General features: G+C 72.9%; 26 protein-coding genes and 1 tRNA gene. 12 read left to right on the forward strand and 15 right to left on the reverse strand.

Features of this window, described 5'->3' with window-relative positions; genetic code table 11:
- Both AB0I06_RS22780 and AB0I06_RS22785 read left to right on the forward strand, forming a co-directional pair.
- The coding region (locus AB0I06_RS22780; RefSeq protein ID WP_363120673.1) for a cysteine protease StiP domain-containing protein at positions 1-1757 on the forward strand (1757 nt) is incomplete at its 5' end.
- On the forward strand, positions 1754-2566 hold the full coding sequence (locus AB0I06_RS22785; protein ID WP_363120674.1) for an HAD family hydrolase: 813 nt from the start codon (positions 1754-1756) through the stop codon (positions 2564-2566). The genes AB0I06_RS22780 and AB0I06_RS22785, both read left to right, overlap by 4 nt.
- Here AB0I06_RS22785 and AB0I06_RS22790 read toward each other — a convergent pair.
- Positions 2487-3254, reverse strand: coding sequence for a DedA family protein (locus AB0I06_RS22790; protein ID WP_363120675.1), 768 nt, complete (start codon positions 3252-3254; stop codon positions 2487-2489). The genes AB0I06_RS22785 and AB0I06_RS22790 overlap by 80 nt on opposite strands.
- 56 nt (positions 3255-3310) lie before the next feature.
- Positions 3311-3535: a zinc ribbon domain-containing protein gene (locus AB0I06_RS22795; RefSeq protein ID WP_104780813.1), complete on the reverse strand. Its 225-nt coding sequence runs from the start codon at positions 3533-3535 to the stop codon at positions 3311-3313.
- Positions 3536-3785: 250 nt separating this feature from the next.
- Here AB0I06_RS22795 and AB0I06_RS22800 point away from each other — a divergent pair, with 250 nt between their 5' ends.
- The 3 genes from AB0I06_RS22800 (at position 3786) to AB0I06_RS22810 (ending at position 8565) form a co-directional block, all read left to right on the forward strand.
- Positions 3786-5942 (forward strand): transglycosylase domain-containing protein, encoded by a 2157-nt coding sequence (locus tag AB0I06_RS22800; RefSeq protein ID WP_363120870.1) that lies wholly within the window; start codon positions 3786-3788, stop codon positions 5940-5942.
- 67 nt (positions 5943-6009) lie between these two features.
- Positions 6010-7287 (forward strand): hypothetical protein, encoded by a 1278-nt coding sequence (locus tag AB0I06_RS22805; RefSeq protein ID WP_363120676.1) that lies wholly within the window; start codon positions 6010-6012, stop codon positions 7285-7287.
- A gap of 120 nt (positions 7288-7407) precedes the next feature.
- A complete protein-coding gene (locus AB0I06_RS22810; protein WP_363120677.1) occupies positions 7408-8565 on the forward strand; it encodes an amidase domain-containing protein in 1158 nt (385 codons plus the stop codon).
- Positions 8566-8584: 19 nt separating this feature from the next.
- On the opposite strand, the gene AB0I06_RS22815 is transcribed toward AB0I06_RS22810, so the two are convergent.
- Both AB0I06_RS22815 and AB0I06_RS22820 read right to left on the reverse strand, forming a co-directional pair.
- Entirely contained in the window at positions 8585-9985 is a 1401-nt protein-coding gene (locus AB0I06_RS22815; RefSeq protein WP_363120678.1) for a hypothetical protein, read from the reverse strand.
- A 74-nt stretch (positions 9986-10059) separates the two neighbouring features.
- Positions 10060-10929: a DUF4097 family beta strand repeat-containing protein gene (locus AB0I06_RS22820; protein ID WP_363120679.1), complete on the reverse strand. Its 870-nt coding sequence runs from the start codon at positions 10927-10929 to the stop codon at positions 10060-10062.
- 209 nt (positions 10930-11138) lie between these two features.
- Between AB0I06_RS22820 and AB0I06_RS22825 the strand changes: the two genes are divergently transcribed.
- Positions 11139-11210, forward strand: a tRNA-Val gene (locus AB0I06_RS22825).
- Between the two features lie 157 nt (positions 11211-11367).
- Here the strand turns inward: AB0I06_RS22825 and AB0I06_RS22830 are convergent.
- On the reverse strand, positions 11368-12246 hold the full coding sequence (locus AB0I06_RS22830; protein WP_363120680.1) for an NADP-dependent oxidoreductase: 879 nt from the start codon (positions 12244-12246) through the stop codon (positions 11368-11370).
- Between the two features lie 32 nt (positions 12247-12278).
- Complete coding sequence (locus tag AB0I06_RS22835; protein ID WP_363120681.1) at positions 12279-13463, reverse strand: MFS transporter; 1185 nt, start codon at positions 13461-13463, stop codon at positions 12279-12281.
- 78 nt (positions 13464-13541) lie between these two features.
- Between AB0I06_RS22835 and AB0I06_RS22840 the strand changes: the two genes are divergently transcribed.
- The 3 genes from AB0I06_RS22840 to AB0I06_RS22850 all read left to right on the forward strand — a co-directional run bounded on the left by AB0I06_RS22840 (position 13542) and on the right by AB0I06_RS22850 (position 15251).
- Positions 13542-14000, forward strand: coding sequence for a MerR family transcriptional regulator (locus tag AB0I06_RS22840; RefSeq protein WP_363120682.1), 459 nt, complete (start codon positions 13542-13544; stop codon positions 13998-14000).
- Positions 13997-14497, forward strand: coding sequence for a DUF6153 family protein (locus AB0I06_RS22845; protein WP_363120683.1), 501 nt, complete (start codon positions 13997-13999; stop codon positions 14495-14497). Before AB0I06_RS22840 ends, AB0I06_RS22845 begins: the two co-directional genes overlap by 4 nt.
- Before the next feature lie 100 nt (positions 14498-14597).
- Positions 14598-15251: a DUF305 domain-containing protein gene (locus AB0I06_RS22850; RefSeq protein WP_363120684.1), complete on the forward strand. Its 654-nt coding sequence runs from the start codon at positions 14598-14600 to the stop codon at positions 15249-15251.
- 15 nt (positions 15252-15266) lie between these two features.
- Here the strand turns inward: AB0I06_RS22850 and AB0I06_RS22855 are convergent, their stop codons facing one another.
- Together AB0I06_RS22855 and AB0I06_RS22860 are read right to left on the reverse strand one after the other, a co-directional pair.
- Entirely contained in the window at positions 15267-15620 is a 354-nt protein-coding gene (locus tag AB0I06_RS22855) for a hypothetical protein (RefSeq protein ID WP_363120685.1), read from the reverse strand.
- 51 nt (positions 15621-15671) lie between these two features.
- Positions 15672-16568 carry a 2-dehydropantoate 2-reductase gene (locus tag AB0I06_RS22860; protein ID WP_363120686.1) on the reverse strand — a complete coding sequence of 299 codons (897 nt, stop codon included), beginning with the start codon at positions 16566-16568 and terminating at the stop codon, positions 15672-15674.
- Positions 16569-16670: 102 nt separating this feature from the next.
- Here AB0I06_RS22860 and AB0I06_RS22865 point away from each other — a divergent pair, with 102 nt between their 5' ends.
- Positions 16671-16901, forward strand: coding sequence for a DUF2277 domain-containing protein (locus AB0I06_RS22865; RefSeq protein ID WP_363120687.1), 231 nt, complete (start codon positions 16671-16673; stop codon positions 16899-16901).
- A gap of 25 nt (positions 16902-16926) precedes the next feature.
- Here AB0I06_RS22865 and AB0I06_RS22870 read toward each other — a convergent pair whose 3' ends face one another.
- From AB0I06_RS22870 to AB0I06_RS22890, 5 genes are all read right to left on the reverse strand, one after another.
- Positions 16927-18210 carry a phosphatase PAP2 family protein gene (locus tag AB0I06_RS22870; RefSeq protein ID WP_363120871.1) on the reverse strand — a complete coding sequence of 428 codons (1284 nt, stop codon included), beginning with the start codon at positions 18208-18210 and terminating at the stop codon, positions 16927-16929.
- A gap of 135 nt (positions 18211-18345) precedes the next feature.
- Positions 18346-18942: a VTT domain-containing protein gene (locus AB0I06_RS22875; protein WP_363120688.1), complete on the reverse strand. Its 597-nt coding sequence runs from the start codon at positions 18940-18942 to the stop codon at positions 18346-18348.
- Positions 18943-19291: 349 nt separating this feature from the next.
- Positions 19292-19744 carry a DoxX family protein gene (locus AB0I06_RS22880; protein ID WP_363120689.1) on the reverse strand — a complete coding sequence of 151 codons (453 nt, stop codon included), beginning with the start codon at positions 19742-19744 and terminating at the stop codon, positions 19292-19294.
- A 396-nt stretch (positions 19745-20140) separates the two neighbouring features.
- Positions 20141-21778: an alkaline phosphatase D family protein gene (locus tag AB0I06_RS22885; protein ID WP_363120690.1), complete on the reverse strand. Its 1638-nt coding sequence runs from the start codon at positions 21776-21778 to the stop codon at positions 20141-20143.
- 77 nt (positions 21779-21855) lie between these two features.
- Positions 21856-22500 (reverse strand): HNH endonuclease family protein, encoded by a 645-nt coding sequence (locus tag AB0I06_RS22890; RefSeq protein ID WP_363120691.1) that lies wholly within the window; start codon positions 22498-22500, stop codon positions 21856-21858.
- A 398-nt stretch (positions 22501-22898) separates the two neighbouring features.
- Between AB0I06_RS22890 and AB0I06_RS22895 the strand changes: the two genes are divergently transcribed.
- Together AB0I06_RS22895 and AB0I06_RS22900 are read left to right on the forward strand one after the other, a co-directional pair.
- On the forward strand, positions 22899-23480 hold the full coding sequence (locus AB0I06_RS22895; protein ID WP_363120692.1) for a TMEM165/GDT1 family protein: 582 nt from the start codon (positions 22899-22901) through the stop codon (positions 23478-23480).
- A gap of 208 nt (positions 23481-23688) precedes the next feature.
- Positions 23689-24348: an HAD-IA family hydrolase gene (locus AB0I06_RS22900; RefSeq protein ID WP_363120693.1), complete on the forward strand. Its 660-nt coding sequence runs from the start codon at positions 23689-23691 to the stop codon at positions 24346-24348.
- 77 nt (positions 24349-24425) lie between these two features.
- Here AB0I06_RS22900 and cpt read toward each other — a convergent pair whose 3' ends face one another.
- Together cpt and AB0I06_RS22910 are read right to left on the reverse strand one after the other, a co-directional pair.
- Positions 24426-24992 carry a chloramphenicol phosphotransferase CPT gene (cpt, locus tag AB0I06_RS22905; RefSeq protein WP_363120694.1) on the reverse strand — a complete coding sequence of 189 codons (567 nt, stop codon included), beginning with the start codon at positions 24990-24992 and terminating at the stop codon, positions 24426-24428.
- A 27-nt stretch (positions 24993-25019) separates the two neighbouring features.
- Positions 25020-26300, reverse strand: a complete 1281-nt coding sequence (locus AB0I06_RS22910) for a peptidoglycan-binding protein (protein ID WP_363120695.1) — start codon at positions 26298-26300, stop codon at positions 25020-25022.
- Positions 26301-26372 lie beyond the last annotated feature (72 nt).

Here is a 26372-nt window from a genome sequence, read left to right on the forward strand (position 1 = left end):
CCGCGCCCCTGAAAGGGGCGCGGGGAACTGCGCGAACAGCCCCCACCGGCCCGCACCCGGAATACAAGCGCATAGACCTGCACTGGCCCGCCGACCTCCCCGACGGGGGACGGCACGGCTTCACCCCCGCCCACCGCGCCCGGCTGGAAGCCGCCCTGCCCGCGATGGCGGCCCGGATCGCCGAGGCACTGCCTCCCCACGCCCGCCGCGTGCACATCCTCGGCTTCGAGGAGCTGATGTACGCGCCACTGAGGCTGGCCCGGGAGCTGGAGCGGACCACCGGCGTCGAGGTCCGCTTCTCCACCACCACCCGCTCACCCGTCCTCGCCGTCGACGACCCCGGCTACGCGATACGCACCCGCCTCGCCTTCCCCGCCCACGACGACCCCGCCGACGGCCCCGGCGAGCGGTACGTCTACAACGTCGCCGGCGCCGGCTTCGACGCCGTCGTCGCGGTGGTCGACTCGGCCGGTGACACCCCCGCGCTGCACGCGCCCGACGGTCTGCTGGCCCGCCTCGCCGCGCACACGCCGCGGGTCCTCCTCGCCGTCATACCGTCGTACGCCCCCGAGGCCCCGCCTGCCCCCGAAAGGCCCTCCATGCTGCCCGAGCCCCTCCGCGGCCCCGCCTTCTCCTCGTACGCGCCCGAGGAGGTCGGCTGGCTGCTCCAGGATCTCTCGGACGTGACGCTGGAGGCGCCGACCGAGGAGCGCGAGGAGGCCATCCAGAGCGGCGGCGCCCACTACGCCGAGTCGCTGCCCGTGGAGTACCAGCCGAGCGAGCAGTACCAGGAGCTGTTCCACGCCGCCCTGAAGACCTCGTCGGCCCGGATCGCCCAGGCGGTCGGCGTGGTCACCGAGACGGTCCTCGCCGAGCGGTCGCCGCGGCCGGTCCTGGTCTCGCTGGCCCGCGCCGGCACGCCCGTCGGCATCCTCATGCGCCGCTGGGCCCGGTACCGCCACGGCCTCGACCTGCCGCACTACGCCGTGTCGATCGTCCGCGGCCGGGGCATCGACGCCAACGCGCTGCGCTGGCTCGCCCGGCACCACGACCCCCGGGACGTCGTCTTCGTCGACGGCTGGACCGGCAAGGGCGCCATCACCCGCGAACTCGCCCAGGCCCTGGAGGAGTTCGAGAAGTCCGACGGCGTCAGCGGCTTCAGCCCCGAGATCGCCGTCCTGGCCGACCCGGGCTCCTGTGTGCGCACCTACGGCACCCGCGAGGACTTCCTCATCCCCTCGGCCTGCCTCAACTCCACCGTCTCCGGGCTGATCTCACGGACCGTGCTGCGCGCCGACCTGGTCGGCCCGGACGACTTCCACGGCGCGAAGTTCTACCGCGACCTCGCCGCGACCGACGTCTCGGTCGCCTTCCTGGACGCCGTCTCCGCCCGCTTCCCCGAGGTCACGGAGGCGGCCTGCGCCCAGGCCAAGGAACTGCTCGCGGCCGACCGCTCGCCCACCTGGGAGGGCTGGGCCGCCGTGGAGCGCATCAGCGAGGAGTACGGCATCCACGACGTCAACCTCGTCAAGCCCGGGGTCGGCGAGACGACCCGGGTGATGCTGCGCCGCGTGCCCTGGAAGGTCCTGGCGCGGGCCGGGGCGGGCAGCGACCTCGACCACGTCCGCCTGCTCGCAGGGCAGCGCGGCGTGCCCGTCGAGGAGGTCGACGCCCTGCCCTACACCTGCGTCGGCCTGATCCACCCCAAGTACACCCGGGGCGCGACCGGCGCCGACGGCAAGGCGGTGGCCCTGTGACGCGCGTGATCGTCGCCAGCGACCTCGACCGGACGCTGATCTACTCCTCGGCGGCCCTGGCCCTGACCATGCCGGACGCCCGGGCGCCCCGGCTGCTGTGCGTGGAGGTGCACGAGAGCAAGCCGCTGTCGTACATGACGGAGACCGCGGCCGGGCTCCTGACCGACCTCGGCGACGCGGCCGTGTTCGTGCCGACGACGACCCGGACGCGCAAGCAGTACCAGCGCATCAACCTGCCCGGACCCGAGCCCACGTACGCGATCTGCGCCAACGGCGGCCACCTCCTGGTGGACGGCGTCTCCGACCCCGACTGGCACGCACGGGTGACGGCCCGGCTGGCCGACGAGTGCGCGCCCCTGGCCGAGGTGCAGGAGCACCTGCTGAGGGCGGCGGACCCGGTGTGGGTGCGCAAGCACCGCGTCGCCGACGACCTGTTCGCCTACCTCGTCGTCGAGCGCGAACTGCTCGACGAGGACTGGGTGAAGGAACTCGCGGTGTGGGCGGAGAACCGCGGCTGGACCGTGTCCCTCCAGGGCCGCAAGATCTACGCCGTTCCCAAGCCGCTCACCAAGAGCGCGGCGATGCGGGAGGTCGCGCGGCGGACCGGGGCCGACCTCACCCTTGCCGCCGGAGACTCCCTGCTCGACGCCGATCTGCTGCTCGCGGCGGACCGGGGCTGGCGGCCGGGGCACGGGGAACTGGCCGACGCGGGCTTCACGGCCCCCGCGATCAGGGCGCTTCCCGAGCGGGGCGTTCTGGCCGGGGAGCGGATCCTGAGGGAGTTCCTGGGGGCGGTGAGGGGCGCCTGAGCGTTCGGGTGGGGTGGTCGTCGTGCGGGTGCGGCGGCGTAGTGGCTTGTCGCGCAGTTCCCCGCGCCCCTTCAGGACGTCGTAGCAGACGTACTCCGATGAACACCGCCACCGCCACCGCCGCCACGGCCAGGACCACCTTCGAGTAGGCGGAGACGATGTCGGACACGGTGTGCCAGTTCGCGCCGAGGAAGTAGCCCGCGAGCACGAACGCCGTGTTCCAGATCGCGCTGCCCAGGGTGGTCAGCCCCAGGAACACCGGCAGGCGCATGCGCTCGACGCCGGCCGGCACGGAGATCAGGCTGCGGAAGATCGGGATCATCCGGCCGAAGAACACGGCCTTGGTGCCGTGCCTCAGGAACCACGCCTCGGTCTTCTCGATGTCCGAGACCTTCACCAGCGGCAGCCGGGCCGCGATCGCCACCGTGCGGTCACGGCCGAGCAGCGCGCCGACACCGTAGAGCGCGAGCGCGCCGACGACCGATCCGGCCGTCGTCCACAGCAGGACGGCGAGCAGACCCATCCGGCCGCTGCTCGCGGCGAACCCGGCCAGCGGCAGGATCACCTCGCTGGGCAGCGGCGGGAACAGGTTCTCCAGGGCGATGGCGAGCCCGGCGCCCGGCGCGCCCAGCGCGTCCATCAGGTCGTTGACCCACTGCGGCCCGGCGTCCGCTGCGATGGCTGTCATGCCACCACGCTAGGAAACCGAAGCTGAAGGGTTCCTGAGGAAACCCGGCAGCCGCGTCAGCCGCAGCAGCCGCCTCCGCAGCAGCCGCCCCCACCGCCGCCGCCCGCGCGGGGCGCCGGTGCCGGGGCGGAGGCGGAGCCGCCGACCGCGACCGTGGAGAGGAGCTTCACCGTGTCGTCGTGGCCCGAGGGGCAGGCCGCGGGGTCGGAGGACTCGGCCATGGGACGGCTGAGTTCGAACGTGTCGCCGCAGGTCCGGCAGCGGTACTCGTAGCGAGGCATGGGGACAGGTTAATCCGCGCCGAACGGAAGTGATGTCCTTCCGGAATCGCTTTGATCACTGTCGCCGTACCGGTGTGGAGGACCTGTAAAGGCCGCTGGTAACTTTCGAACGTCGCGAGAAGCCGTGAAGGCGGGGGAACGAAAGGGCGCGCTGCCGTCGACCACGGCAGTCATGTCCTTCCGCGCGAGCACCATGGTGAGCGGGAGGGAGACAGCCGTGTCCAAGGCTGGGCGGGAATCGGACGAGACCATGCAGTTGAAGGTCCCCGATGCCATGAAGGCGGACGAGACCGTGATGTTGCGCATCGTCGAGGCGGCCGCGACCGACAAGGCGAACGCGTCCTCCGGCACGGCCGCGGACGAAAGCGGTCCCGGCCGGTCGCGCCGTCGGCGCAGGGCCCCCCGGCCCTCCCCCCTGTCCCGGCTGTCCGCCGCGGCCCCGGGGCCCGCGCGACTCGCCGCGCGCGTCGCCTCCAAAGCCCGCCGCCTGCGGCCCCGTTACCCGCACCCCGACCGCACCGGCTGGCGTCGCTGGGCGCCCTCCTGGCGGCAATGGCTCGGTGCCGTACTGACGTTCACCGGCATGAGCGTCGTCCTGCTGGGTTCCGCCTACGCCGCCACCGACATCCCGGACAACCTCAACTCCTACGCCACCCAGCAGGACAACGTCTACTTCTGGTCCGACGGGACGCCCATGGCCCGCACCGGCTGGGTGCGGCGGCAGGCGATGCCGCTGAAGGACATACCCGAGGACGTCCGCGGCGCGGTGCTGGCGGCGGAGAACGCGAGCTTCTACAGCGACCCCGGCATATCCTTCAGCGGCCTCACCCGCGCCCTGTGGCGCACCGTCGGCGAGGGCGACACCCAGGGCGGCTCCACCATCACCCAGCAGTACGTCAAGAACGTCTACCTCAACCAGGACCGGTCCGTCGGCCGCAAGTTCACCGAGGCGATGCTCGCCCTCAAGCTCGACAACGAGATGAGCAAGGACGACATCCTCGAGGGCTACCTCAACACGAGCTGGTTCGGCCGCGGCACCTACGGCATCCAGCGCGCCGCCCAGGCCTACTACGGCAAGGACGTCGGCGAACTCGACGCCGGCGAGGCCGCTTTCCTCGCCTCCCTCCTCAAGGGCGCCGGGCTCTACGACCCGTCCCTGAGCCAGGCCAACCACGCCCGGGCGGTGGAGCGCTGGTCCTGGATCCTCGACCGCATGGTCGACACCGGCGCGCTGTCGAAGTCCGAGCGCGCCCGGTACAAGGAGTTCCCCGAGCCGCTGAAGCGGTCGCCCGGTTACGACACCGGCAAGCAGAGCGACTACCTCGTGGAACTGGCCGCCCAGTACGGCAAGAAGGCGGCGCACCTGACGGCCAGGGAGTTCGACCTGGGCGGCTACCAGATCTACACGACCTTCGACCGCAAGCAGGAGACCGCCCTCACCGACGCCGTGGACAAGGCCCGCAAACGGGCGCGCAAGGACGATCCGGCCAAGGCGAAGGCCCTGCACTTCGGCGCCTCCTCGGTGGCCGCCGACGGACGCATCCTCGCTGTCCACGGCGGCCCCGACCACCGCGAACAGGGCTATAACGAGTCGAACGCGACCACCGTGCCCGCCGGTTCGGCCTTCCTGCCGTTCGTCTACGCCGCGGCCCTGGAACACGGCGTGCACCGGACCCGTGACGGCGCCGCGACCGAGGTCACCCCGCAGACGCTCTACGACGGGGACGACGGCATCGCCGTGCGGACGCCCGAGGGCCCCTACTGGGACCGTGCCGGCAAGCAGGTCACCTCCCGCAACGACGGCGGGAAGTCCTACGGGCGGATCGGTCTGGGCCGGGCGCTCGCCCTGTCGGTGAACACGCCGTTCATGCAGCTCGGCATGGACACCGGCCTGGACAGGGTGCGTGACACCGCCCAGCGGGCGGGCCTGCTCTCCTCCAGCTTCGGCCCGCAGGTGCCCGCGATGTCCCTGGGCAGTGCCACCCCCAGCGCGATCCGCATGGCGAGCGGATACGCCACGTTCGCCGCCGCCGGCAAGCACGTCGAGCCGTACTCGGTGGCCCGCATCACCCGCAATGGCTCCGAGGTCGCGCTGACGAAGCCCGCGACCCGCCGTGCGGTGAGGGCGAGCGTGGCCGAGGCCGTCCAGTCCGCCCTCACGGACGCCTTCCGCACCGCCCGCCCGGGGGCGGTCACGACCACCGCGGTGGCCGGGAAGGCCGGCACCACGCAGAACGACACCGCCGCCTGGTACGTCGGCACGGCGAACTCCGTGTCGACGGCCGTGGTGGCCTATCGCATCGACCTCACCAAGAGCCTCGAACCCCTGCCGTTGGACGGGATCGCGGGCTCTCCCGGCGACAGCGTCCCCTACCGCATCTGGTCCGGGGCCCGCGGTATCGGCTGATCCCCGAGCCCGGCCCCGCGCCGTCCCCCCACCACCGCCACCTCCCCCCTCGCAGAATGAGCCGCGCATGAACTCGCCGTCCGGCCGCCGCCGCCGACCCCGCGCACCCCGCCGCGCCGTGCCGCCGGGGGTGCTGGCCCTGGCGGCCCTCCTCGTCGTCGCGTCCCTGGTGGCCGGCTACGTGATGCTGACCCGTTCGCAGACCACCACCCCGACCGCCTCCCCGGGGGCTCACAAGAAGGCCTCCGCGAAGCCGGACCAGGAGCCCCGGTGGGACGGCAGGACGAAGGTCCTCGGGGACGGCTCCACCTCCTACACCGGCCCGCCACGCGGGCAGTTGAAGCCGGTGCCGCTCAAACCGGGCGAGAAACCGCCCCAGTTCGTGGTCTTCTCCTGGGACGGCGCACTGCAGGGCGACGACGGGCTCTTCTCGCACTACCGGGAACTGGCCGAGGAGTACGACGCCCACATGACCTTCTTCCTCACGGGCATCTACCTCCTGCCCAAGAGCAAGAAGGACCTCTACACCCCGCCTCAGCACGCCAGGGGTTCGGCGGCGATCAGTTTCGCCACCGACGAGCACATCCGCACCACGCTGGAGCAGCTCGGCAAGGCCTGGCGGGACGGGAACGAGATCGGCACCCACTTCAACGGCCACTTCTGCGGCAAGAAGGGCGGCGGTGACTGGAGCGTCGCGGAGTGGAAGAGCGAGATCGACCAGTTCTACGCCTTCACCGAGAAATGGAAGACCAACACGGGCTTCCAGGACGTCGCCCCGCTGCCGTTCGACATCAGGAAAGAGGTCACCGGCGGCCGCGCGCCCTGCCTGGAGGGGCAGAAGAACCTGTTGACGGCCGCGAAGGACTACAAGTGGCGCTACGACGCCAGCTCCGCGGGCGACTTCCAGATATGGCCCGCCAAGAAGAACGGCATCTGGGACTTCCCGTTGCAGATGCTCCCCTACGAGGGCGGCAAGTACCAGGGCCTCTCGATGGACTTCAACTTCCTCTACAACCAGTCCGACGGTGAGACCGAGGGCGACCCGGCGAACTACCCCGAGTGGGAAGAGCAGACCGTCGCCTCCTACATGTCCGGCTTCAACCGCGTGTACTACGGCAGCCGGGCTCCGCTGTTCATCGGCAACCACTTCGAGGACTGGAACGGCGGCATCTACATGCGGGCCGTCGACCGGGTCGTCAAGGACATGTGCACCAAGAAGGGCGTCAAGTGCGTGTCCTTCCGGGAACTGGCCGACTGGCTCGACGTGCAGAAGCCCGCGACCCTGCAACGGTTGCGCGGCCTGGACCCGGCGCAGTCGCCCGACTGGTCGACGGTCGTGAAGTGATCACGTCAAAGTAATGGCCGCAGCACCCTTCACAGCAGCCACACACTCCATGCGAAGATCTCGTACCCCGGCAACCCTTTGGCCGGGGCAAGAGGGGAAACACCAGTGAAATCACGGAAATTGAGCGGAACGCGCCGCCGCGTCACGATAGTCGGGGCCGCGGCTGCCTCGGTCGTCGCCGGAGTCGCCCTGCTGCCCAACTGGAGCGCGGGCGCGGCCGTCGTCGACGACCCGACGGTGGACGCGCGGACCAAGGCCACCTTCCAGCGGCTGGCGGACGCCGTCTTCACCGACCGCACCAACGCCCTGGTCGACGGCGGACGGGCCGGCGCCGACAAGCCGCTGACCGACGGCTTCTCCGGCGATGTCGCCCTGTCCTCCGGCACGGCCCGCACCGAGGACGCCACCCTGTCCGAGCTGGGGCAGCGACGGCAGAAGCTGGCGAAGGCCGGCGAGACGTACGGCAAGGCCAGCACCACCGTCACGCTGGACGCGACGCGGGTGACGGGCCGCACGGCCAAGGCGGAGGTCACCGAGACCACGACCCTCACCTACGCCGGAGCCCGTGGGAACGCCCCGAAGACCACCGGATTCCAGGCCCGGCACGAGCTGACCTTCAAGGCCGACCGGCAGGGCGACTGGCGGCTCACCGGCATCCGCGACACCGACCAGGGCGGTCTCGCGGTGAACACGCTCTCCAAGCCGGCCCCCGTCAAGGCGACCACCGCCGCCGACAACACCACGCCGGACGCCCCGCGCGCGGCGACCACCCGCAACCCGGCCCCCGCCCCGAAGACCGGCACGACGTACGACTACAAGGCCATGTCGGCCTATGCCGAGAAGTACTGGAACGTCTACAACAAGGACTACCCGGACTTCAACGGGCACGGCGCGGGCGGCGACTGCACCAACTTCGTCAGCCAGTCGCTGAAGGCGGGCGGCTGGAAGCACGCCCCCGGCTACGTGTACGACTACACCAAGTGGTTCGGCAACGCCGACATCCAGTCGGACTCCTTCGTCGGCGTCAACGAGTGGTCCTGGTTCGCCCAGAACTCCAAGCGCACCCAGCCGCTCGCCAACGTCTTCCAGCTCGAGGTCGGTGACGTCCTCCAGATGGACTTCGACCGGGACGGGTCCAAGGACCACACGATGATCGTCACGTACAAGAGCGGCGGTGTGCCGTACGTGACCTACCACTCCAACAACACCCTGCGCAGGTCGGTGGCGAGCCTCGTCGCGTCGTATCCGAACGCGTACTACTACGCCTACCGCACCTGAGCACGGGCGGGGGCCGGGCTCAGTGTCCGGCCCCTCGCTCCTCGCGGATCTCGCCGACCACGCGGGCCACGGCCCGGCGGACCGCTTCCGTCTCCGTGAGGAAGTGCCAGTAGTCGGGGTGGCGGCCCTCCAGGGTGGCGACGGCGCGGTCCAGGCGGGACACGGCGTCGTCCAGGGGGCGGGCGTGGCGCGGGTCGGGGGTGTTGCGGCCCGCCATGGCCAGGCGCTGGGCGTCGCGGATGGCGAAACGCGTGCGGTCGATCTCCTGCTGCGGGTCCTTCTGCACGGCGTTCAGCCGGTGCAGCCGGTCGCCGGCCGCCGAGACGGCCTCGTCGGTGCTGTTCAGCAGGGCCCGCACGGTCGACAGCAGGGCCGTCGCGTCGGCCCAGCGCTGCTCCGCTCGGGCGGCGCGGGCCTCGGCCAGCCGGGTCTCGGCCTGCCGGACGTTCTCGGCGGCGGCGTCGGGGACGTGCTGGAGGTCCTGCCAGCAGGCAGCGGTGAAGCGGCGGCGCAGTTCGCTCAGGGTCGGTTCGACCTGTTCGGAGCGGGTGGTGAGGGCCTGGGCGCGGGTGCGCAGGGAGACGAGCCGGTGGTCGATCTCGGCGGCGCGGTCCGGCAGCCGCTCGGCCTCCACCCGCACCGCCTCGGCCTCGCGGGTGACCCGCTCGGCCCGCTCCAGGGTCTGCGGCACGCCGTGCTGCCCGGCGCCCTGGTTCAGCTTGGTGAGCTCAGGCGACAGGGCGGCGAGCCGCGCGGCCAGGTCGTCCGCCTTCAGCCCCGACGCGCGGACGGCGTCGAGGGCGTTGGAGGCGGCGAGCAGCGCCTGGCGGGCGCGTTCGACCGCGGGGGCGAGACGGGCCAGCTGCGTCTCGGCCTTGCCGAGGAGGGGACCGAGGCCGTCGGTGAAACGGTCGAGCTCCTGCTTGACCCGGTCCAGCTCCTCCTTGGCGGCGGTCAGCTCGCCGCGGGCACGGGAGGCGACGGAGGCCTCCAGGTCGTCGCGGTCGAGGTCGTGGGCGTCGACGGCCTCGATGTAGCGGTGACTGGCCTCGTCGATGCGCCGGCCGAGGGCGTCGAAGTCGGCGACCGCGCGCCGGGCGGCGGGGGAGTCGTCGACCGCGGTGATCGTCTCGATCGAGATGCGCAGGTCGCGCTGGGCGGTGTCCAGCTCGTAGAAGGCGGCCGCGGCGGCGTCCTTCGCGGCCTGCGCCTCGGCCCGCTGGTTCTCGGCCCTCCCGCCGAACCAGCGCCGGGTGCCCCCGCCCGCGAAGGCGGCGGGCAGCACCAGCGCGGCCAGCAGCGGCAGTGCGCCGAGGGCGAGGGTGTCCTGGAGCGCTCCGCGGGCGCGGGGGCCGCGGCGGCGCGGACGAGGGGCGCGCGGCTCCGACGGCGAGTACGGCTGCGTTGGTATCGCCGTCACATCCCTCTCCCGTGCTGTGGTCCACCCTGCCCGGTGTCATTCTCCCACCGGTGAAGGACGAACACACGGGCCGGTCAGTTCGCCGTTCGCACCGTCACTTTGCCGTCACCGGTGTGGGCGGACACCACGTGGGAGCTGGCATCGTCGCGCGGCACCGACACATCGACACCGCCGTCGCCGGTCCGGGTGGTCACGCGGTAGGCGGCCCGGGGCACCGCGATGGTCACGGACCCGTCGCCGCTGCGGGACTCCACGCGGTCCGGCACGACGCCGAGGTCGAGGCGGACCGAGCCGTCGCCGGTGTGGGTGCGGACGTCGCGGGAGGAGACGTCGGCCCGGATGGAACCGTCGCCGGTGCGCAGCCGCAAAGGACCGGTGGCATCGCTGACCCGGATCGACCCGTCGCCGGTGCGCAGCTCGACGGGGCCGGTGGTGTCCGTGACGCGGACGGAGCCGTCGCCGGTGCGGATGTTCAGGGGGTCGTGGAAGCCGCGGGCCCGCACACTGCCGTCCGCGACCTCAACCTTGACGGTGATGCCGCGGGGCACCTCGATGCGGTGCTTGGCCGAGCAGTCCGCGACGATGCCGGAGCACTTCATCCGCAGCACCAGGCGGTCGCCCCGCATGTCCCAGGTGACCTCGGGGTCGTCGCCGACGGCGACCGACCCCTCGAACCAGCGGGTGACGCCGATCCTGCCGGAGGGGTTCTTCGGGGCGGCGACGATCTCCAGGGCGGAGTCGTCGGAGTCGACGGTGAGCGTGCGGCCCTTGAGGGCGAAGGAGCGGTGGTCGGGGTCGGTGTCGTCCGCGGCCGACGCCCCGCAGGCGCTGAGACCGGCGACGAGCACCACGGCGGCACCGGTGAGGGCGGCGGCGCGGACGGAGACGGTGCGTGTGGTGCCGGTGGTGCGCGGTGCGGTGCCGCGCGGTGCGGTGCTGGCCATGACGATCTCCCCCTGGACGGACGACGGGCGCTCTGGGGCGCTCTACGACCGTAGGCACCCCGGGCCCGCCGGGGGATCCGGGCCGCTCCCGGATCAGGGGTGGGGTTATCCCCAGGTACGGGCGCCGCGTTCCCGCGCCACGGGTTTGCCCGACCGTGCCCCCGGCCATGTAGGCTGTCGACTCGTCCTGGGCGTGTCGTCCGGGAGCCGGGTGCGTAGCTCAGGGGTAGAGCGCCTGCCTTACAAGCAGGATGTCGGCGGTTCGAAACCGTCCGCGCCCACAGTACGAGTAGCAGGTCAGAGGCCTCCTGGGACGTTCCTGGGGGGCCTCTCCGCGTTTGTCGCCCCGGTCACGAGCGGCAAGGGATGCCGCGTCCCCGGCCGCTTCCGGATGGACGCGGCCGGGTCCGGGTCCGTCGGCGCAGTGCGCGATGTACCTCAGAAGGTGAGGAGGACCTTGCCGAGCAGGCCGCCGGCTTCGACGTGCTCGTGGGCCGTACGGATGGCGTCGAGCGGGAAACGGCCGGCGATCCGCAGCCGCAGCCGGCCGGTGTCGACGAGCCGGGTGAGGTGGGCCAGGTCGGTGGCGTTCTCCTGGACGTAGCTCTTGCGGGCGCCCGGCACGTCGGGCAGCGGGTGGTCGGCGATGGAGACGAAACGCCCTCCGGGGGCGAGGGCCGCGGCCACGTCCGCGCCGGCGGTGTCGAGGACGGCCGCATACCGGCCGCGGGGCACGTCCCGCGGGCGGTGCCAGGCCCGCTCCGCGCCGAGCTCCACCGCGGCCGGCTCATGGTCGGGCCGGGAGACCAGGGCATCGACATGGGCGCCGGCCGAGCGGGCGAGCTGGACGGCCAGGCCGCCGACCGCCCCGGCGGCGCCGACGACCAGAATGCGCTCCCCGGCGCTCAACTCCGTGGCCCGCAGGGCTTGCAGGGCGGTCGTCCCGGCCAGCGGAAGGGCTGCCGCGTCCGCCAACGGCACGGTGGCCGGTGCGGGTGCGAGCAGGTGGCCGGGCAGGGCGACCAGCTCCGCCCAGGTGCCGCGGCCGGTGGCGATCTGGGCGGACATGGCGATGACGTGGGCGCCCACCTCGTGGGCCGGGTCGTTGCTCGCGACGACCCGGCCGGAGATGTCCCAGCCGAGCGTGGCCGGCAGGGGCGGACCGACCTGCCAGGCGCGGGTCTTCCAGTCCACGGGGTTGAGGCTGCTGGCCGCGGTGCGGATGAGGACCTCACCGGCGGCGGGTTCGGGTGCGGCGACTTCGCGGAGGACCAGGACGTCGGGACCGCCGTGACGGTCGATCTGGACAGCGCGCATGGTCGAAGGGGCCTTTCGCAAGGGTGGGTTCGTCAGACAGCCGTGGCCACCGGGCCGTTGCCGGTGTGCCGCGCGGTGCCGGTCCGGGGCAGGACCAGGTAGGTCAGGGCCAGGCCGCCGAGGCTGAGTACGGCCCCTGCCAGGCCGGTCCAGCGCAGCGCGCCGGCGGCGACGATGGCCCCGCCGAGGGCGGAACCGGCGGCGGCGCCGAGGTTGAAGGCACCGACGTTGGCCGCGACGGCCAGCATCGGAGCAGAGCCGGCATGGCGCAGGATCAGGCCCTGGAGCGGGGCGATGGTGGCGGTGGCCAGCAAGCCCAGGACCAGGACGGCGAGGACGGCGGTGGGCTGCCAGACCGCGGCGAACGGCATGACCACCAGCACACCGGTCAGGCCGCCGAACACCCCGCGCACGGTGGCGGAGACGGACCTGTCGGTCAGCTTGCCGGCGGCCAGGTTGCCCAGGAAGCTGCCGGCGCCGTAGGCGAACAGGAGAGCGGAGACGGCGGCCGGGGAGAAGCCGGCGACGCGGATGAGCAGCGGTGCGATGTAGGTGAAGACGACGGCGACGCCGGAGAAGCCGACCGCGGTGGTGGCGATGGCCAGCAGCACCGGCTTGCGGCTCACCACGCGCAGCTCTTCGCGCAGGCCGGCCGACGACCCCTGCTGCCGGGGCAGCACCAGCGCCAGCAGCGCGACGGCGGCCAGGGTCAGCACGGTCAGGACCGCGAACGGGGCCCGCCAGCCGGCCGCGTGTCCCAGCAGCGAGCCCAGCGGCACCCCGAGCAAGGTGGCGACGGTGAACCCGGAGGCCACCGTGGCGATCGCCGAGCCGGTCCGGTGCTCGGGCACCACGCTGGTGGCCATCACCAGCGCCAACGCCAGGAACGCGGCATGGCTGAGGGAGGACACCACCCGCCCGGCCAGCAGCATCGCGAACGAGGAGGCCAGGGCGCTGAGCGCGCTGCCCACGGCGAAGAGCAGCATCAGCCCGAGTGCCAGGGGCTTGCGGGGCAGCCGCGCGGTCAGCATGGTCACCACGGGCCCGCCGATCACCACGCCGAGGGCGTAGGCGGTGACCGCCTGCCCCGCGGTGCCTTGCGATACCCGAAGATCCGCGCCGACCTCGGGCAGCATGCCCGCGACCAGGTACTCCGACGTACCGACAACGAAGACGCTCGCGCACAACGCCGCGAGCGAGGCGTAACTCTTGTTCATGCCGGGGAAGCTAGAGTCTCACATCGGTGTGAGAGTCAAGCGGCGTCGCCCGCCCGGGACTTCCAGCAGGAGGATGACGTGCGGATCGGTGAGCTGTCCCGCAGGACCGGTGTACCCGAACGGCTGCTGCGCTACTACGAAGAACAGCACCTGCTCCGGCCGGAGCGGCGGCCCAGCGGCTACCGCGAATACAGCGAGGCGGACGTGGACACCGTGCGCCGCATCCGCAGCCTGCTCGCCGCCGGCCTGAACACCGCCACCATCGCGACGATCCTGCCCTGCCTGCGTGACGAGGGCGAACGCCTGGTGCCGACCTGCTCCGACCTCCTCGCCGACCTGACCAGGGAACGCGAGCGGATCACCCGGGCCATCACCGATCTGCAGACCTCCCGCGCCGCCCTCGACGACGTCATCGCCGCGGCTCCCGCCGACGTCCGGGAACGCGCGGCGAGCGGCGCGACCGGCTCCGGGCCGGATTCCTCCTCGGCGGCGGCCGGGGAGTCCTCTCCCGGGCCGGGCTCTACGATGGTCGCGTGAACAGCCCCGAGCAGCGCCGCCCGCGACCCGTCGTGCGGCGTTGGCACGTGCTGTGTGTGCTGGGGCTGTTGGCGGGGCTGCTGGGCATGCACGGGCTGGCTCCCGGTGGCGCCCTGCCCCGGCAGGCGCACGCGCGGCACGCGGACGCCCTCCGGGCCCACCCGCCCGTGCCGCAAGCAGACGCCCTCCGGGGTCACCCGTCCGCGTGGCAGTCCGACGCCCTCCGGGCCCACCCGCCCGCGCGGCAGTCGGACGCAGCCCACCCGCACCGGGCCCATGTCATGCCCTGCGGAGACCACGGCGACGGGCACGCGCAGCACGCGGACGCGACCTGTGCCTCGGGGGCCGTGAACGGTGGGCCGGTGCTCTTCCCGCCGGTCGCCGACCCGGTGCCCTGGGGTGCGCGGGAGACCGCCGTACGGGCGAACGCGGTCGCGGATACGGAGGGTGCCCGCGCCCCGCCTACCCTCGCCGAACTCCAACTTCTGCGGATCTAGACACCAAGCGCCACGCCGGCCGGCACCGACCGGTCGCGTCGTGGTGCCTCGTGTCCGAGATCGACGTTCCTCGCAACAGTGCAGAAGCAGGAGTTCACACATGAGCAGCAGCATGCGTACCCTGGCGCGCCGCGCCGCCCTGGTGGTGGCCGTGGGTGCCTCGGCCGTCGTCCTCGTCGCCTGCGGCGGTGACGGCGCCGACCGTGCGGCCGCGGGTGCCCACCACGGCGACGCCGCGAGCCACAGCCCCACCGGCGCCCACAACGCCCAGGACGTCACCTTCGCGCAGGGCATGATCCCGCACCACAGGCAGGCCCTGGAGATGGCCCGGCTGGCCGGCGACCGGGCATCGTCCGGGAGGGTCAAGGACCTCGCCGGACGCATCGAGAAGGCGCAGGACCCGGAGATCCGGACCATGACCGGCTGGCTGAAGACCTGGGGCGAGGACGTCCCCGCGTCCAAGGGAGGCGGCATGGACCACTCCGGCCCGGGACACTCCGGCATGCCCGGCATGATGGGTGAGCAGGACATGGCCGCGCTGGAGCGGCTGACGGGCAAGGCGTTCGACGTCCAGTTCCTGACCCTGATGGTCGAGCACCACGAGGGCGCCGTGCAGATGGCCCGCACCGAGCGGGCCGAGGGCCGCTACGCCCCCGCCAAGGCCATGGCCGGTGACATCATCACCGGCCAGAGCGCCGAGATCCGCGAGATGAACAGTCTCCTCGGCGACGGCGCAAGCCGGGACAAGAGCTGATCCGAGGCTGAGGCGTCACGTGGTTCCGCCGCTGCCCCGCGGCGGAACCACGTGCGCGTGCTTCAGCTCCGAGCGGGCCGCCACCCGCTCGGGGCCGGTGAGCTCGGACCAGTAGCGGTGGGTGCTGACGAACACCGCGAGTTCGTGCTCGCGCCGCCGGAGCTTTTCCACCTCGGCCTGTTCGTCGGAGCTCCAGCCGGGGGAGGCCGGGCGTTCCACCTTGCGCCAGCCGTTGTCGTCACTGAACCCGTCCAGCGGCTCCACCGACCAGGGAAGCCGCTTCAGCAGGGCCGAGAGCTCGGCCCGGACCTGATGGAGTTCCTCCTGACCGGCCAGGAGGTCACTCGGAAAGTCATAGGTCGTAGCCACGACCCAATGATACGCCTGTTCGAATTTAGCAGGCGAGTTCCTTCCTGTGGTTCATGCGAACGGGCGTAGCGCGCTCACCACCCGCGCCACCGTCGGAGCCGCAACCCCGTGCCGCTCGGCCGCCCGCAGCAACGCGCCGCCGATGGCGTCCAGTTCGAGGGGCCGGCCGGCCTCGGCGTCACGCTGCATCGAGGACTTCGCCGACGGCGGGAAGGTGTCGTAGCGGGCCAGCGCCTGCGCCGGGTCGGCCGGTCCGCCGCACGCGCGGCTGATCGCGGCGGTCTCCTCGACCAGGGCCGCCAGCTCGTCGCGGTGACGGGTGCGGACGTCACCGAGAGGCAGGCGGTAGCGGGTGGTCAGCAGGGCGAAGGGTGCCAGGAACGACATCTTCGCCCACAGGGCCGCCATCTCGTCCTCCAGCACGCGCGTGGCCGGACCGGCCGCGGCGAAGGCCTCGGCCAGGGCGTCGAGGCGCGGGCGGGGCACGCCGCTGCCGGTCAGGTCGATCTCCGCGAAGGGGCTGCCGTGGTCGATGACGCCCGGCGCGAGGCGGGTCGACTCGACGCGGATGACGGCCGGGGCCACGCGGTCGGACCGGTAGCGGGCGCGCAGGGCCGCCGGGTGTTCGACACCGTTGAGGAACGGCACGAGCAGGCCGTCGGCCGCCACAGCGGCGGGGATCCGCGCCAGGGCGGCGTCGAGGGCGGTGTGCTTGACGGTGATCAGGCAGGCGTCGACCGGTTCCCGGAGGGCGGTGCCGGCCTCGACGCGTGCCGTGAAGTCGCCGAAGAGGGCGCTGCGGACCTGGATGCCGTCGGTGCGCAGGGCTTCGGCGGTCCGTTCGCCGGACAGGCAGATCACGCGGTGGCCGGCGCGGGCGAGCAGCGCGGCGAGCAGGCCGCCCACACCGCCGGGGCCCAGGACGGCCACGCTGAGTGTGTTCGTCACGAGGTGTTCCTCTCGTCGGTCGGCCCCGGGACGGTGGCCGCCTCGCAGCGATCATGGCAGGAACCGCTGTCGTACGGGGGCCGCACGGGTGAGACTGGGGGCATGTGCCGGAGTATCAAGACGCTGCGTCCGCCCGCCCTGCCCGAAGAGGCCACCGAGGAGGACGTGCGCGCTGCCGCCTTGCAGTACGTGCGGAAGGTCTCGGGATTCCGCGCCCCCGCCGCCCACAACCAGGAGGTGTTCGACCGCGCCGTGGAGGCCGTCGCGCAGGCCACGGCCGAGTTGCTGGACGGGCTGGAGGTCCGCGGGGCAGCGGCCCGCAAGGCCGGCTGAAGCCCTTCCAGGCCGGGCTCGGGGCTCAGACCGCCGGTTCGGGCTGCGGTTCCGGCTGCGGCGCGGGCGCGGCCTTCGCCTCCCACAGCCCGGTGGTCCGCCGGTAGGCGTAGACGACCGAGGCCATCGCCAGCAGCAGGAGGGGGCCGTACAGCCACGGACGGGCGGCCATCTCCAGCGGCAGGAAGCGGTAGGAGGCCAGCAGCGCCACGAAGACGATCGTCCCGTAGGCGATCAGCTGTGTCCCGGCGCGGTCCCAGCCGCGGTCGTACGTGCGCAGTCCCGCCTCGACGGTGTACGCGAACACCACGCCCGCGATCAGGTCCACGCCGTAGTGCCAGCCGAAGCCCAGGGTCGCGGCGAGGGTGGCGATCAGCCAGAAGGTGCCGGCCAGGCGCAGTGCGCGCGGCCCCTTGCGGGAGTGGATGAAGATCGTGGTGGCCCACGCCGTGTGCAGGCTGGGCATGCAGTTGCGCGGGGTGATCTCGTCGAACGGCAGGTCGTACGGGGTGGTGATCGGCGGCAGGGTGTCCGGCCAGAGGTTCGCCGCCGCCCAATGCCCGCCCTCGGGGCCGTAGGCGAACATCGGCCCGACCACGGGGTAGATCATGTAGAAGGCCGGTCCGAGCAGGCCGATCAGCAGGAAGGTGCGCACCAGGTGGTGGCGCGGGAAGCGCTGTTCGGCCGCCACGTTGCGCAGCTGGTACAGCGCCACGCAGACCGCGGCCACCGCGAGCTGGGCGTAGACGTAGTCGAGGGCGTGCTCGCCGACCGGGCCGCTCGCCCTGAGCAGCCGGCCCGCCAGCCAGGACGGGTTGCCCAGCGCGTGATCGGCCATGGCGACGTACGGGTCGAGCGTGACCGGGCGGGTCTTCGACGTGATCAGCAGCCAGGTGTCACCGGTCTTGCGGCCGGTCACCAGCAGCAGACCGAGCCCCACGCCCTTGAGCATCAGAATGCGTTCCGGACCGGTGCGGCGGGTGAGGGCGACCACCGCACAGCCCAGGATCACCCACAGCGCGCCGTTGCCGAACGGGTGCCCGTCGTCGGGGTAGGTGCCGGTCGCCCAGCGCGCCAGCAGGAAGACGACGTCGATGCCGATGGCGGCACCCAGGGCGATGAGCCGTTGCCGCCAGGTGAGCACCACCATCGTCAGCGCCAGGCTGGCGTACAGCAGGAACCCGGACTTGGGGGCGTGGATCACCTCACGGGCCTGCGCGGTGATCGGCCCCGGCACGCCGAGGCGGTGCGCGACGATCTGGAGCGCGACGAGGAACCCGAGAGTGATCACGCCCGCCGTGATCCACAGCGTCGCCCGGGGGCTCCGTCGCGCGGCGAGCAGGATCCGTCGGGTTCGCGAGGCTTCTCGCGGCGCTGTGGTGGTCAAGGTCTCAGCCGCTTCCCGGTCTCGGAGTGGTCGTGGTGGTGGGTCGGAGGGGTCGGGCTACGACGTCCGCGGCTCGCGCCGCATCACGTACGCCGCTCCCGCCCCGGCGCCGAACAGTGCCCCCACGGACACCGCCGTCGCCAGCCAGGTCGCGCCCAGCCAGTGCGCGCCGAAGTAGCCGAGGGCGACGCTGTACGTGGCCCAGGTGAGACCGGCCAGGGCCGACCAGGGCAGGAAGTCGCGGGCGCGGCGGCGGGCGGCGCCCGCGCCGAGGGAGACCACCGAGCGGCCGGCGGGGGCGAAGCGGGCGAGGACGACCAGGGCCCCTCCACCGCGTGCCAGGGCCGCTCCGAGGCTTTCCTGCGCGGCGGTCAGACGGCGGGAACGGGAGATCGCCCGGTCCAGCCGGGCGCCGCCGCGCCAGGCGAGGCGGTAGGCCGCCAGGTCGCCCAGGACGGAGGCGGTGGCCGCGCAGAGGGTCAGGACGAGGATGTCGGGCACATCGGTCGCGGTGCCCGCTGCCGCCGCCGTGGCCGCCGTGATCACCAGTACGCCGCTGGGCAGCACGGGCAGGAACACGTCGAGCAGGACGGACAGGGACACCGCCGCGTAGATCCATGGGCTGCCGACCAGCAGCCCCACTTGCTCCAGCACCGCGACTCCCCGTGTATCCCCCGTGGGCCAGACCGTGCCGCGATGGCGCGGGGGGAGCGGCAGGAGTGGCCATGACAGCCATAGAGCGTACGCCCTGGGAGGTGACGGGCGGTTCACGGGGGGCTCATACGTTCGGTGCGGAGTGTTCACCTCGTCGCGACTCGCCCCATGGTGCTCCCCTTCGTGCCGTTACAGGCGCTTCACGCCGCTCCAGACCCCTCACGCCGCTCAGGCGCCTCACGCCGCTCCCGTCCCCTCACGCCGCTACGGACACTTCATGCCGCCACGGACGGGAACGGAGCCTCCCCCGTGGGGAAGGCGCCGCCGTCGGTGTGTCCGGCCGGGTGGCTCAGGCCGCCACCGGGGTCTGGCCGGTGGTGTGCCGCTCCTGCGCCGAGGTGCGCTTGGCCAGCAGCCGGTCCACGCCGAACGCGCCGGAGCCGGTGAAGATCAGCAGGAACATGGCCCAGCAGTACATGGCCGCGCCCTCGCCGTTGTTCTCGATCGGCCACAGGCCCTCGGGCTGGTGGACCTTGAAGTAGGCGTAGGCCATCGCGCCGGAGGAGATGAACGCCGCGACGCGGGTGCCGAGACCCAGCAGCACCAGGATGCCGCCGACGAGCTCGATGACGGCCGCGTACCAGTTCGGCCAGGCGCCGGTCGCGGCGGTGCCGCCCTTGCCGTCCACGCCGCCGAGCACGCCGAAGAGCGCGACGGCGCCGTGGCAGGCGAAGAGCAGGCCGATGACGATCCGGAACAGTCCGAGCGCGTACGGCTGGGCGCCGTTGAGGCGAGCGGTCATGTGGGGGGTCTCTCCTTCGGTTGGCCGGCCCTGGGGAGGCCGGTCGGGGACGGATACCGCGGAGTAACCCACGTTAGGTGCGCCTAATTGATGCTTGCAAGTTCAACATTTGGCCACTGCTTTGCCCTCGACGGCCGCGTGTTTTCCGCTTCAGTCGCACGTGGAAGCGCTTTCACCGCCGTATCCCCGTCCGAAAGCGTGACCGAATTCACCCCTGGCCGGGCTCCGGCGGCGCCCACCGAGCGCACGCCTTCTGTCGGCACTCCGCATGCGCAACTGCCCTGTGTGTCCAACTTCTTGACGAATCATCAGCCGACGCGGGCGCGAAGAGACGCCCCACCGGCATCACCGGCCGTCACGGAGCACAGCGGCGGGGATCGGGTGCAACGGACGGAATCACGGGGCGAGTTCGCGGTCCAGGACCGTCGTCAGGCCGGGACCCGTTCCCCGCCGGGCCTCGGCCTGCTCCAGACGCAGCCGGGCCGAACGTCCGCGCATGGTCAGCGTCATGAGCTGGTTGCCGAACCAGGGGCCGCCGGTCTTGCGCCAGCGGACCGGCGGCTTCGGCAGACGGCCGTGCCGGGCCAGGCCGCGGCCGATGCCCCGCGCCATCGAACTCCAGCCGATGCGGAACGCCAGCCGCATCGACAGGGGGACCGAGTTGTGGACCGGGGAGCAGACGAGCTGCACCACCCGGGCGTCCGGGTCCGGGCCCGACCACGAGGGCTCCGCGATGTAGGCGTGGTGCACGTCCCCGGACAGCACGCACACCGTCGCCGGCGCGTCCCGCCCCGAACCGGCCTCGGCGATCAGCTCCGCCAGCCCTGCGAAGGAGTCCGGGAACGCCGACCAGTGCTCCAGGTCGGCGGCGCGCCGCACCTTCTCCCCGAACCGCGCCCAGCGCGCGCCCCGTTCACCGCCGCACAGCGCCGCGTTCCACCCCTCGGCGTCATGCACCAGATGCGGCAGCAGCCAGGGCAGCGAGGTGCCGATGAGGAGGTGGTCGTAGGCCTCCGGGGTGTCCCGCACCTGCTCGCGCAGCCATGCCTCCTCGCCCGGGTCGAGCATCGCGCGCTCGTCCTCGGCGAGGACCCGGGCGGCCCGGCTGTCGACCATCACCAGGCGGACGCGCCCGAAGTCACGCCGGTAGCTCCAGCGGACCGTGGCCGCGTCGGCGTCGGCCCGGGCCGCGAAGGCGCGCAGCACGCCGGTGCCGTCGGCGACCTCGCGGACCGCCGCGTACACCGGGTCGGCCGCGAGCTCCTCCAGGGAGAGGTTCCCGAGGTGCTGGTGGACCCAGTACGACATCAGGCCGCTCAACAGCCGCTCCTGCCACCAGCCGGTGGAGCGCATGTCGGCGAGCCAGGCGGCGGAGGTGTTCCAGTCGTCGATGACGTCGTGGTCGTCGAAGATCATGAAGCTGGGCACGGTGGACAGCAGCCAGCGGATGCGCGGGTCGAGCCAGGATTCGTAGTAAAGGTGCGTGTACTCCTCGTAGTCCGCGACCCCGCTGCCCGGCTCCTCCTTCAGGTCGCGGCGGCCCGCCAGCCAGCGTTGCGTGGCGTCGGAGGTCTCGTCGGCGTACACCTGGTCGCCGAGCAGCAGCAGGACGTGCGGTCGCGCGCCCTCCGGGTCGGCCGCGAGACGGGTGGCGAGGCCGTCCAGGGCGTCCGGGCCGACGGGGTCGTCCCCGCCGGCCGGGGGAGAGGCCCAGCGGCAGGAGCCGAAGGCGACGCGGAGGTCGGCGTCCGGAGCCGGCGCGTGGATGGCCGAGGGCGGGAAGGGGGAGCCGGGCAGCGGCCACACCCGGGCGCCGTCGAGGAACACCTCGTACGTGGTGGTCGTACCGGCGGTGAGGCCGGTCACCGGGACCAGCGCGTAGTGGTGGCCCGCGATCTGGAAGCTGCGGGCGGTGCCGCCGGCGCCGTCGGCGCAGCGCACCTCGGCGGAGCACGGACGACTCGTCTCGACCCACACGGTCGCGGACGAGCCGTCGGTGTACCTCAGCAGCGGTCCGAGGCGCAGTGCGCTCATGTCGTTCCCCTCTCCGTCGCCCCGTACGGTACGGAACGACGGAGGTCGGCGGGGAGGTCCCGGCACGTATCAGCGTGTCAGCAGCTCGCGAGGTGGTTCGTCAGCGCGGACTTCTCGGCCGGGTCGACCGAGAGGCCGTAGTAGTACTTCACCTGCACCCAGGCGCGGACGTAGGTGCAGCGGTACGCCGTCCGGGAGGGCATCCAGGTGGCCGGGTCCTGGTCGCCCTTGGCCTGGTTGACGTTGTCGGTGACCGCGATCAGCTGGGGGCGGGTGAGGTCGTTGGCGAACGACTGGCGGCGGGAGGTCGTCCAGGAGCCGGCGCCCGAGTCCCAGGCCTCGGCCAGCGGGACCAGGTGGTCGATGTCGAGGTCGGAGGCGGCGGTCCAGGTGGCGCCGTCGTAGGGGGAGTACCAGCTGCCGCTGGTCGCGGCGCAGGAGGAGTCCTGCTGGACGTTGGTGCCGTCGCGCTTGAGGACGACCTCACGGGTGTTGCAGGTGCCGGACTGGGTGATCCAGTGCGGGAAGAGGTCGCGGTTGTAGCCGGTGCGGTTCTCGGCCGCCACGGTGAGCGTGGCGAGGTAGGACCGTGCGGTGGCGCCGCTCACGGGGGTGGGCAGGGCGGCGGAGGCCGTGGGGGCGTTGAACAGGGTGGCGGCCGATATGAGCGCGGTGGCGGCCGCGGCCAGGCTGAGCCGTCGACGCGCGTAGAACCTGGGCATGCGAACTCCAGGAGGAGAGGGGGGTGTTGGCTTGCGAGCGAGGGGAATGCTCGCGGTGCCGTGTTGCGCACAGGTGTGCGCCCGGTGAGAAGTTAGTGACGCGTTCATGACATGACAAGGGTTCGGCGGAAAGTTCTCACGCCGGGGGCGTCGCGTACCATGGACGGCGCAGAAGGGGAGTAGCTCTTCGCCGGACCGTCGACATACTGCTCAGCTCGTCTGAGCCGGCGCCCGGAGGCCGGTTCCTGGTTCTTCCAGGGGCCTACCAGCGAGACCTTCGGCAAAGCAGTGCACGCCCGTGCCCTCAGGCGCGGGCGCCGAGTGTGCTGCCGTGCCGAGGTGTCGTGTGCGAAGGCGCAGCACTCTCGGTGGGGCGGCCCCGACCGATTGAGGAACCCTTGATCAGCCTGACCGTGACGGCCGTCGTCTTCGGCGTCGTCTTCCTCGCAGAACTGCCGGACAAGACCGCCCTCGCCGGCCTCGTCCTCGGCACCCGCTACCGCGCCTCCTACGTCTTCGCCGGGGTCGCCGCCGCGTTCGCCCTGCACGTGGCGCTCGCCGTCGCGGCCGGCAGCGTGCTGACGCTGCTGCCGCAGCAGATCGTGCAGGCCCTCACGGGCGTGCTCTTCCTGGGCGGTGCCGCGGTGCTGCTGCTGAAGAAGGGCGAGGACGAGGAAGAGGTCCGCAAGCCGGAGAACCAGTCGTTCTGGAAGGTCTCGGGCGCCGGTTTCATGCTCATCCTCGTCGCCGAGTTCGGTGATCTCACGCAGATCATGACCGCGAACCTGGCCGCCCGCTACGACGACCCGCTCTCCGTCGGCCTGGGCGCGGTGCTCGCGCTGTGGGCCGTGGCCGGGCTCGGCATCGTCGGCGGAAAGGCCCTGATGAAGAAGGTGCCGCTGCGGCTGATCACCCAGATCGCGGCGCTGGTGATGCTGGGGCTCGGGATCTGGAGCCTCTGGGAGGCCGTGACCGGCTGAGCCCGGCGAGGCAAACCGTGGGTGAACGTTCGCGGGGGCCCCTGGCGCGAGGGCGGTCTTGTTTTGTACCGTGGGGGAACAAAGTGGCCTCCGCCCGTTTTCCCTGACCGGCGGGCGGGGCCGCCTTGTCCCTCCCGGGGCGTGACGGTCGCGATCCGTCGTCCGCCCTCTCCCGCGCTGGAACGCGCCCCGAGCCTTGGAGCTGCCGATGACGGCCACCGCCGTGCTCACCGCCCGCGCCCTCCTGCTGGACATGGACGGCACCCTCGTCAACTCCGACGCCTCGGTCGAACGCGTCTGGCGGCGCTGGGCCGAGCGCCACGGACTCGACGGGGACGAGGTCATGAAGGTCGTCCACGGCCGGCAGGGCTACGCCTCCATGGCGCTGCTGCTGCCCGACCGGCCGATGGAGCAGAACCACGCCGACAACGCGCGCATGCTCGCCGAGGAGACGGCCGACACGGACGGTGTCGTGGCGATCCCCGGCGCGCCGGAGTTCCTGGCCTCGCTGCGGGGGCTGCCGCACGCGCTGGTGACCTCCGCGGACGTGCCGCTGTCGACGGCGCGGATGGCCGCGGCCGGTCTGGACTCGCCCGAGGTCCGGGTGACCGCCGAGTCCGTCGGGGCGAGCAAGCCCGACCCCGAGGGCTTCCTCAAGGGCGCCGCCGAGCTCGGGGTGGATCCCGCGCGGTGTGTGGTGTTCGAGGACTCCGGCGCGGGGATCGCGGCGGGGCGCGCCGCCGGGATGACAGTCGTCGGAGTCGGGCCCCGGGCCGCGTTCCACGAGCCGGACGTCGTGGTGGAGGACTTGACGGCGGTGCGCGTGGAGGCCGCGGCAGACGGGACGATCCGCCTGCACATCGGGTGAACCACGGCTGACCGGATCAGCTCCCGGCCCGCCGCCGGGCCCGCCGCCCGGCTCACCCGCCGGGCCCGCCGCCCGGCTCACCCGCCGGGCTCACCGCCGGGCGAGGGCGAGCGTGTCAGGTGGGTGGCGATGGCGCGTGCGCAGTCCAGGGACTCGGTGTGTGTCGTGTCCACCTCGACGTCGTAGCGCAGACCCTCGTGCACGATCCGGGCCTGTGACGCGGCCATGCCGCGCACCCGGTCGCCCCGGGCGATCTCGCGCGCCGCGGCGACGTCGCTGTCGCACCGGACGCCGACCCACAGCACGGCGAGCCCCGACAGGGCCTTCTCCCACCGCTGCCGGGACGCCGGACCGCCGAGGAAGACGTCGTCGACGATGATCCCGGCGCCCGCGCGGGCCATGGCGGCGATGCCCTCGGTCCAGGCCGCGTCCAGGGCCCGGAACTCCGCGCCCACACGCACGCCGCCGTCCGCCGCGAACGTGATCCCGCCGTCCGAGCCCCGCAGTCTCGCGGGCAGCCCGTCGACGAACGAGTCGACGCCGAAGGCCAGCCACGGGCCGGGCAGGACATCTTGCAGGCACCGAACGATCCCGGACTTGCCCGAACTCGAACCGCCGTTGAGCACGATCACCCGAACAGTCACGCCGTCACCATAGGGCGACCGGGCCGGTCACGGCTCCCGGGTTTCCGATTCCAGCTTCGCCCTGGTCTCCCGGTCGTAGACGCCGAGTTCGTCCACCTGGATGCCGCGCGACCACTGGTAGGTGCGGACCGCCTCCTCGAGCCGGTCGTCGAAGGCGCCGTCGGTGTCGTCGTCGTAGAGGTACAACTGGCGCAGCCGGAGCTGGAGTTCGGTGACCTCCGGGCCGCGGTCGCCCAGGCGCAGGACGGTGGGGCCGGTCTTCTGGCGGCTGCTGTCGGGGGGCGCCTGACCGGAGCCGGTCGCGGGAGCGGACGTCCGCGGCGCCGACGGGGAGGGCGACCCGGACGGACTCGCCGAGGCGCTCGGCGCGGACGGCGACGGGGAGGCGGACGGGCTCGCGCTGCGGGAGGGCGACGGGGCCGGGGCGGCCGGTCCCGGCGGAGCCGCCGACGCGCTGCCCCGCGCCGGTGCGGAGGCCGCGCTGCTCGACGGGGCGTCCGGCACGCTCGCCCGGATGCCGTCCGGCAGGGCGGTGTCCCGGGACGGGCTCTCGTAGGAGAACAGCCCGCTCGCGTACCCGGCGGCGGCGACGACGGCGGCACACGCCCCGGCGGCGGCGACCAGGAGGGTGCCGCGCCGACGCGGCCGGCGCCCGCCGGACCGTCCGCCCTCCGCGGGACCGGAGGCCGTCCCCCCGGCGCCGTCGAACAACCGCAGGTCGGTGACGCTCGGCTCGGTCGCGGCAGGGGGCAGGGGCGTCGGTAGCGCCGCGGTGGCCGGTGCGGCGGCGGGCAGCACGGCGGTCGCGTCCGGGTCCTGCGGGCCCACCGGCGGCAGGGGCGTGGTGGCGTCGGCGGGGAGACCCGGCAGGGCGGCACGCCCGGGGGCGCCGGTGTGCGGGGAGGCGGTGACGGCTGCCGGCTCTCCGGGGGCGTCCGCGGGGGTCTGCGAAGTGCCTTGGCGCGGCGGAGAGGCGTTGTCGTGCGCCGTCGCCGCGCTGCTCCGCGCCGCGGGCCCGGTGCCCTGAGCGCGTGCCGCGTCCGCCGGGCCGGTGTCCCGCGCGGATGCCTGTGCCGTGCCGGGGGCCGGGGACGGGCCGTTCTCCGGCGTGCCCCCGGGGGCGCCGCCGTCGATCTCCACGTACGGGCGGATCCGCAGGGGGTCGAAGTCCTCCGCCGCCGCCGCCTGGGCCGAGCGGGCGTCGCGCAGGGCCTCCGCGGCGCGGTGGGTGCAGGCGCAGGCGGGGGTGTTGTCCCGCTGTCTGGGTGCGCCGCACTCCGGGCACGGGTGGCCGTTCAGCGGTTCCACGCGTTCCTCCCTCCCCTCGCGAACTCCAGAGATTATCCAGATCTTCTCCACAGCGCGGTCGGCGAGCCCCCG

Source organism: Streptomyces sp. NPDC050674, assembly GCF_040654575.1.
Classification (GTDB): Bacteria; Actinomycetota; Actinomycetes; order Streptomycetales; family Streptomycetaceae; genus Streptomyces.

Coding starts and splice junctions, on each gene's coding strand:
- AB0I06_RS22790 (WP_363120675.1), bottom strand. CDS start 3,254: ATGACAGCCATCGCAGCGGACGCCGGGCCGCAGTGGGTCAACGACCTG.
- AB0I06_RS22795 (WP_104780813.1), bottom strand. CDS start 3,535: ATGCCTCGCTACGAGTACCGCTGCCGGACCTGCGGCGACACGTTCGAA.
- AB0I06_RS22800 (WP_363120870.1), top strand. CDS start 3,786: ATGCAGTTGAAGGTCCCCGATGCCATGAAGGCGGACGAGACCGTGATG.
- AB0I06_RS22805 (WP_363120676.1), top strand. CDS start 6,010: ATGAACTCGCCGTCCGGCCGCCGCCGCCGACCCCGCGCACCCCGCCGC.
- AB0I06_RS22820 (WP_363120679.1), bottom strand. CDS start 10,929: ATGGCCAGCACCGCACCGCGCGGCACCGCACCGCGCACCACCGGCACC.
- AB0I06_RS22830 (WP_363120680.1), bottom strand. CDS start 12,246: ATGCGCGCTGTCCAGATCGACCGTCACGGCGGTCCCGACGTCCTGGTC.
- AB0I06_RS22835 (WP_363120681.1), bottom strand. CDS start 13,463: ATGAACAAGAGTTACGCCTCGCTCGCGGCGTTGTGCGCGAGCGTCTTC.
- AB0I06_RS22850 (WP_363120684.1), top strand. CDS start 14,598: ATGAGCAGCAGCATGCGTACCCTGGCGCGCCGCGCCGCCCTGGTGGTG.
- AB0I06_RS22865 (WP_363120687.1), top strand. CDS start 16,671: ATGTGCCGGAGTATCAAGACGCTGCGTCCGCCCGCCCTGCCCGAAGAG.
- AB0I06_RS22880 (WP_363120689.1), bottom strand. CDS start 19,744: ATGACCGCTCGCCTCAACGGCGCCCAGCCGTACGCGCTCGGACTGTTC.
- AB0I06_RS22885 (WP_363120690.1), bottom strand. CDS start 21,778: ATGAGCGCACTGCGCCTCGGACCGCTGCTGAGGTACACCGACGGCTCG.
- AB0I06_RS22890 (WP_363120691.1), bottom strand. CDS start 22,500: ATGCCCAGGTTCTACGCGCGTCGACGGCTCAGCCTGGCCGCGGCCGCC.
- AB0I06_RS22900 (WP_363120693.1), top strand. CDS start 23,689: ATGACGGCCACCGCCGTGCTCACCGCCCGCGCCCTCCTGCTGGACATG.